Here is a 5,471-nt window from a genome sequence, read left to right as displayed (position 1 = left end):
GCCGCGGGCGGCCGCGACGGCAGCGGCCCGGCCCGCGAGGCCGAGCAGTGGTACCGCCAGGCCGCCGCCCGCGGCCACCGCCGGGCCGCCCTCCACCTGGGCACCCTGCTGGAGGCCCGCGGCGAGTCCCAGGAGGCCGCCCGCTGGTACCTCACGTCCGCCAAGGACGGCGAGCCCCGCGCGGCCTGTGCCCTGGGCTTCCTGCTGCGCGACGCCGGGGACACCGACAGCGCCGCCGTGTGGTGGCGCCGGGCCGCCCAGGAGGGTGACGGCAATGCGGCCAACGCCCTGGGCGCCCTGCACGCCGACCGTGGCGAGTCCCAGGAGGCCGAGCGCTGGTACCGCACGGCGCTCGACCACGGCGACGTCAACGGCGCGTACAACCTGGGCCTGCTCTGCGCCGAGCAGGGCCGCACCGCCCAGGCCGAGCAGTGGTACCGCCGCGCCGCCTACGCCGGCCACAAGGAGGCCGCCAACGCCCTGGCCGTGCTGCTCCTCCAGGGCGGCGACGCGGCCGGCGCCGAGCCGTGGTTCTCCAAGGCCGCCGAGGCGGGCAGCGTCGACGCGGCCTTCAACCTCGGCATCCTCTACGCCGGGCGGGACGAGGACCGCACGGCCTTCCAGTGGTACGAGCGGGCCGCGTCGGCCGGGCACACCGACGCCGCCCTCCAGGTCGCCATGGCCCACCTGCGCGACGGCGACGAGGAGGCCGCCGAGCGCCACCTCCGGGTGGCGGTACGGGGCGGCAGCGCGGAGGCCGCCTTCCGGCTGGGCGCGCTCCTCGACCGGGACGAGGAGGCGCGCGAGGAGTGCGAGGAGTGGTACGGCCGGGCCGCCCGGCAGGGCCACCGCCGTGCCCAGGTGCGGCTCGGGATGCTCGTCGCCGAGCGGGGCGACGTGGTCGAGGCCGCGCACTGGTACCGCGAGGCGGCCGAGGCGGGCAGCCGCAACGGCGCCTTCAACCTGGGGCTGCTGCTGGCCCGCGAGGGCAGCGAGCCGGAGGCCGCCCTGTGGTGGGCCCGCGCGGCCGAGTCCGGCCACGGGCGGGCCGCCCTGCGGCTCGCCCTGCTGGCGGCGCGGCGGGGCGATCTCACGGAGGGGCGGCACTGGTGCGACCGGGCCGTCGCGCTCGGGCCGCCGGAGGTGGCTGAGCGGGCGGCGCGGCTCCGGGACGCGCTGCAGCAGGAGCTGACGGCGTAGGGCCGGGCCGTACCGGCTCCCCCATTTGCCTCAGCAGCCCTCACCGGGTTAGAGTCGGTCCTACCGACGCGGGGTGGAGCAGCTCGGTAGCTCGCTGGGCTCATAACCCAGAGGTCGCAGGTTCAAATCCTGTCCCCGCTACTGCAGGAGAAGGCCCGGATCCTTAAGGATCCGGGCCTTCTCTCATGCCGTGGAGCAGCCGGGGCAGACGCCGCGGTAGGTGACCTCGACCGCCGCCACCTGGAAGCCGAACCGCTCCTCGGCGGGCAGCCCGGCCAGCAGGTCGCCCACGGGGTGGACGTCCCGGATGGTGCCGCACCGCGAGCACACCAGGTGCTGGTGCGCGTGGTGGGCGTTCGGGTCGTAGCGCTTGGCGCGCCCGTCCGTGCTCACTTCCATGATCTCGCCCAGGGAGACCAGCTCCCCGAGGGTGTTGTACACGGTCGCGCGCGAGATCTCCGGCAGCAGTTCGGCAGCCTTGGCGTGCACCTCGTCCGCGGTGTAGTGCACGTGGTCCCCGTCGAGGACCTCGGCGACGACGCGTCGCTGCGCGGTCAGCCGCCAGCCGCGTCCCCGGAGCCGTTCCAGCAGGTCACTCATGCCATTCACCTATCAGTCAGATAGGACCAGCGTAGCAGCGGCCCTCGTCCACCATTGGATCTCATATCTATGTCATGTCTATCTTGACTTAGACAACGTCTAATGTAGGATCGAGCTCGGCTCAAGGCCAGGCGATCAGGTCGGAAGACCGGTCGGCCGGTTCGGAGCCGAGTGACGGACGAGATGACGGATGACGGAGGCACACGTGCCGGTTCAGGGCGAGGACATCTACACGACGGGCCCGCTGACCACGGAGTCCGGAGCTCCGGTCGCGGACAACCAGAACGGTGAGACCGCGGGCGTCGGCGGCCCCGTCCTGATCCAGGACCAGTCGCTGATCGAGAAGCTCGCGCACTTCAACCGCGAGCGCATCCCGGAGCGCGTGGTGCACGCCCGCGGCGCCGGTGCGTACGGCACGTTCACCGTGACCGCCGACGTCACGAAGTACACCCGGGCCGCGTTCCTCTCCGAGGTGGGCAAGCAGACCGAGACGTTCCTGCGGTTCTCGACCGTCGCCGGCAGCCTCGGCTCCGCCGACACGGTGCGCGACCCCCGCGGCTTCGCCCTCAAGTTCTACACCGAGGAGGGCAATTACGACCTCGTCGGCAACAACACCCCGGTGTTCTTCATCAAGGACGCCATCAAGTTCCCCGACTTCATCCACACCCAGAAGCGCGACCCGTACACCGGCTCGCAGGAGGCGGACAACGTCTGGGACTTCTGGGGGCTCTCCCCGGAGGCCACCCACCAGGTGACCTGGCTCTTCGGCGACCGCGGCATCCCCGCCTCGTACCGCCACATGAACGGCTACGGCTCGCACACCTTCCAGTGGAACAACGCCGCCGGCGAGGTCTTCTGGGTCAAGTACCACTTCAAGACCGACCAGGGCATCAAGACCCTCACCCAGGCCGAGGGCGACCGGATCGCCGGCGAGGACCCGGACTTCCACCAGCGCGACCTGCGCGAGGCCATCGAGCGCGGCGAGTTCCCGACCTGGACCGTCCAGGTGCAGATCATGCCGGCGGACGAGGCGGCGAACTACCGCTTCAACCCGTTCGACCTCACCAAGGTGTGGCCGCACGAGGACTACCCGCCGATCGAGATCGGCAAGCTGGAGCTCAACCGGAACCCCGACAACATCTTCGCCGAGGTCGAGCAGTCCGCCTTCTCGCCGGCGCACTTCGTGCCGGGCATCGGCCCGTCCCCGGACAAGATGCTGCAGGGCCGGCTCTTCGCCTACGGCGACGCCCACCGCTACCGCGTCGGCATCAACGCCGACCACCTCCCGGTGAACCGCCCGCGCGCCACCGTGGCCCGCACCTACAGCCGGGACGGCTACGCCTACGACGGCCGCCACGGCCGGGCCAAGAACTACGAGCCGAACAGCTTCGGCGGCCCGCAGCAGAGCGGCGCGGCGCTGTGGCAGCCCACCGCGGTCACCGGCGCCACCGGCACGCACGAGGCGCCCTCGCACGCCGAGGACAACGACTTCGTGCAGGCGGGCAACCTCTACCGGCTGATGTCGGACGAGGAGAAGGAGCGTCTCATCGGCAACCTCGCGGGCTTCATCGCGAAGGTCTCGCGCGACGACATCGCCGAGCGGGCTGTCAACAACTTCCGCCAGGCGGACGCGGACTTCGGCAAGCGGCTCGACGCCGCGGTCCAGGCTCTTCGCGGCTGACAAGCCACTGGACGCTTGCCGAAAGAACGGAGAGGCCGGACGCCATGGGGCTCCGGCCTCTCCGCTTTCTGCGGCTGAACCGCCGCCGCTCTCGCGTAGGTGGCGGCCCGCCGCAGGGGTTGCTCGATTGCCGCTTCGGTGCGAGGGCGGTCAGACGTGCACGGCGCTCGCCCGCACCGGAACCCAGCAGCGGATGATGTCGCGCACCGACACCACCCCCACCGGCCCGTGGCCGTCGAGGACGATGAGATGCCGGAAGCCGCCGCGCGACATGGCCGCGGCGGCCTCGTCGAGGGTCCACTCCGGGGCCGCGAAGACGACGTCCGTCGTGGTGTGCGCGTGGGCCGTCTCCCGGTCCGGGTCCTGCCCGGCGCCCACCGAGTTGAGGATGTCCCGCTCGGTGAGGATGCCGAGCCCGCTGGTGTCGGGGTCGAGGACGACCGCGGCCCCTATCCTGCGCGCGGACATCAGCCGGGCCGCCTGGCGGAGGGTGTGGGCGGGGCCGATGGTGAGGACCACCGTGCTCATGGCGTCGCGGACGAGCATGGCTGGAGCCACCTCCTTGGTGGACCGCGAACCCCCAGTGGGGATTCACAAGTTCACAAGCGTGGGTCCTTCATCGTCACACGACACGGCCCGCCCAACAAGGGGCGCGTGGAGCCGTGACCGCGCTCGGGGGCGCCGCCGCTCCCGCCCCCACGCTCCGCGCCCGGACCCCCGGCCCGTGCGCGCTACGTCCGGAGGTAGCCCAGCAGCTCGTCGTGGAGCAGGCCGTTGGACGCCGCGGCGTTGCCGCTGTGCGGCCCGGGGCGGCCGTCCAGGCCCGTGAAGCGGCCGCCGGCCTCCTCCACGATGACCACGTTCGCCGCCATGTCCCACAGCGAGAGCTCCGGCTCGGCGCAGATGTCCACCGACCCCTCGGCGACCATCATGTACGGCCAGAAGTCGCCGTAGCCGCGGGTCCGCCAGCAGTCGCGCGTGAGGTCGAGGAAGCCCGGCAGCAGGCCGCGCTCCTCCCATCCGCTGAGCGAGGAGTAGGCGAAGGACGCGTCCTCGACGCGGCCCACGCGCGACACCTGCAGACGCGTCGCCGACGTCAGGCTGCGGCCGGTGTACGCGCCCGAGCCCCGGGCGGCCCACCACCGGCGGCCCAGCGCCGGTGCCGACACCACGCCCACGACGGGCTCGAAACCGACCGACCCGCCCTGCTCGACCTGCACCATGAGCGAGATCAGGGTGGCCCAGACCGGCACGCCGCGCACGTAGTTCTTGGTGCCGTCGATGGGGTCGATCACCCAGCGGCGCGGGCCCGTGCCCTCGCTGCCGAACTCCTCGCCCAGCACCGCGTCGCGCGGCCGTGCGCGCTGCAGATGGCCGCGGATCAGCTCCTCGGCGGCCTTGTCCGCCTCGCTCACCGGGGTCATGTCCGGTTTGGTCTCGACCTTCAGGTCGAGGGCCTTGAACCGGTCCATGGTTGCCGCGTCCGCGGCATCCGCGAGGACGTGGGCCAGACGCAGATCATCGTGGTAGTCGGACATGGCTGAACAGTACCTGTGGCATCCGCTCCGGGCCTCGCGGCCCGCCCACGGCTCTTGACACCGTATGGCGGCACGTCAATTCTGTGGCCACAGCCGTAGTGCGGCCGGACGGCCGGGGAGGCGACCATGCCCGCGGCACGAGAGCTCTTGCTGGACGCGGCCTTCGCGGCGCTGCGCACCCGGCCCTGGAACGGGGTCCGGATGGTGGACGTCGCGGCCGCCGCCGGGGTGTCCCGGCAGACGCTCTACAACGAGTTCGGCAGCAAGGACGGCCTGGCCAGGGCCCTGGTGCGGCGGGAGGCGGAGGCCTTCCTGGCCGGTGTCGAGCGGGCCCTGGCGGCCGCGCCCGCCACCGCCGGGACCGTCGCCGGCACCGACGCCGGGGCCCGCTGCGCGGCCGCCGCCTGCTGGATCCTGCGCACGGCGCGGGCCAACCCCCTCGTCCGGGCCGC

At 72.5% G+C, this 5,471-nt stretch carries 6 protein-coding genes and 1 tRNA gene; 4 read left to right on the top strand and 3 right to left on the bottom strand.

The features are described 5' to 3' along the window. Positions 1–1,200, top strand: a 1,200-nt coding sequence (locus tag B7P34_RS34835; protein ID WP_146167020.1) for a tetratricopeptide repeat protein, incomplete at its 5' end; no start/stop codon positions are given. 67 nt (positions 1,201–1,267) lie between these two features. After that, positions 1,268–1,341 (top strand) — tRNA-Met (locus B7P34_RS34830). A gap of 42 nt (positions 1,342–1,383) precedes the next feature. On the opposite strand, the gene B7P34_RS34825 is transcribed toward B7P34_RS34830, so the two are convergent. Next, a complete protein-coding gene (locus B7P34_RS34825) occupies positions 1,384–1,800 on the bottom strand; it encodes a Fur family transcriptional regulator (protein WP_106682141.1) in 417 nt (138 codons plus the stop codon). 190 nt (positions 1,801–1,990) lie between these two features. Between B7P34_RS34825 and B7P34_RS34820 the strand changes: the two genes are divergently transcribed. Next, positions 1,991–3,481 (top strand): catalase, encoded by a 1,491-nt coding sequence (locus tag B7P34_RS34820; protein ID WP_106682140.1) that lies wholly within the window; start codon positions 1,991–1,993, stop codon positions 3,479–3,481. Positions 3,482–3,631: 150 nt separating this feature from the next. On the opposite strand, the gene B7P34_RS34815 is transcribed toward B7P34_RS34820, so the two are convergent. Both B7P34_RS34815 and hisN read right to left on the bottom strand, forming a co-directional pair. Next, positions 3,632–4,027 carry a CBS domain-containing protein gene (locus tag B7P34_RS34815; protein ID WP_106682139.1) on the bottom strand — a complete coding sequence of 132 codons (396 nt, stop codon included), beginning with the start codon at positions 4,025–4,027 and terminating at the stop codon, positions 3,632–3,634. 185 nt (positions 4,028–4,212) lie between these two features. After that, positions 4,213–5,019 carry a histidinol-phosphatase gene (gene hisN, locus B7P34_RS34810; protein ID WP_030366231.1) on the bottom strand — a complete coding sequence of 269 codons (807 nt, stop codon included), beginning with the start codon at positions 5,017–5,019 and terminating at the stop codon, positions 4,213–4,215. 126 nt (positions 5,020–5,145) lie between these two features. On the opposite strand from hisN, the gene B7P34_RS34805 reads away from it, so the two are divergent. After that, a partial coding sequence (locus B7P34_RS34805) for a TetR/AcrR family transcriptional regulator (protein ID WP_146167019.1) occupies positions 5,146–5,471 on the top strand: 326 nt, incomplete at its 3' end.

The organism is Streptosporangium nondiastaticum, from assembly GCF_003011965.1.
Lineage (GTDB): Bacteria > Actinomycetota > Actinomycetes > Streptomycetales > Streptomycetaceae > Streptomyces > Streptomyces nondiastaticus.
Note: the sequence above shows the minus strand (reverse complement) of the source record. Positions and strands in the feature narration are given on the sequence as shown.

What these genes read in the sequence shown, in the direction of transcription:
- hisN (WP_030366231.1), bottom strand. Translation starts at nt 5,019, where the DNA reads ATGTCCGACTACCACGATGATCTGCGTCTGGCCCACGTCCTCGCGGAT.
- B7P34_RS34815 (WP_106682139.1), bottom strand. Translation starts at nt 4,027, where the DNA reads ATGCTCGTCCGCGACGCCATGAGCACGGTGGTCCTCACCATCGGCCCC.
- B7P34_RS34820 (WP_106682140.1), top strand. Translation starts at nt 1,991, where the DNA reads ATGACGGAGGCACACGTGCCGGTTCAGGGCGAGGACATCTACACGACG.
- B7P34_RS34825 (WP_106682141.1), bottom strand. Translation starts at nt 1,800, where the DNA reads ATGAGTGACCTGCTGGAACGGCTCCGGGGACGCGGCTGGCGGCTGACC.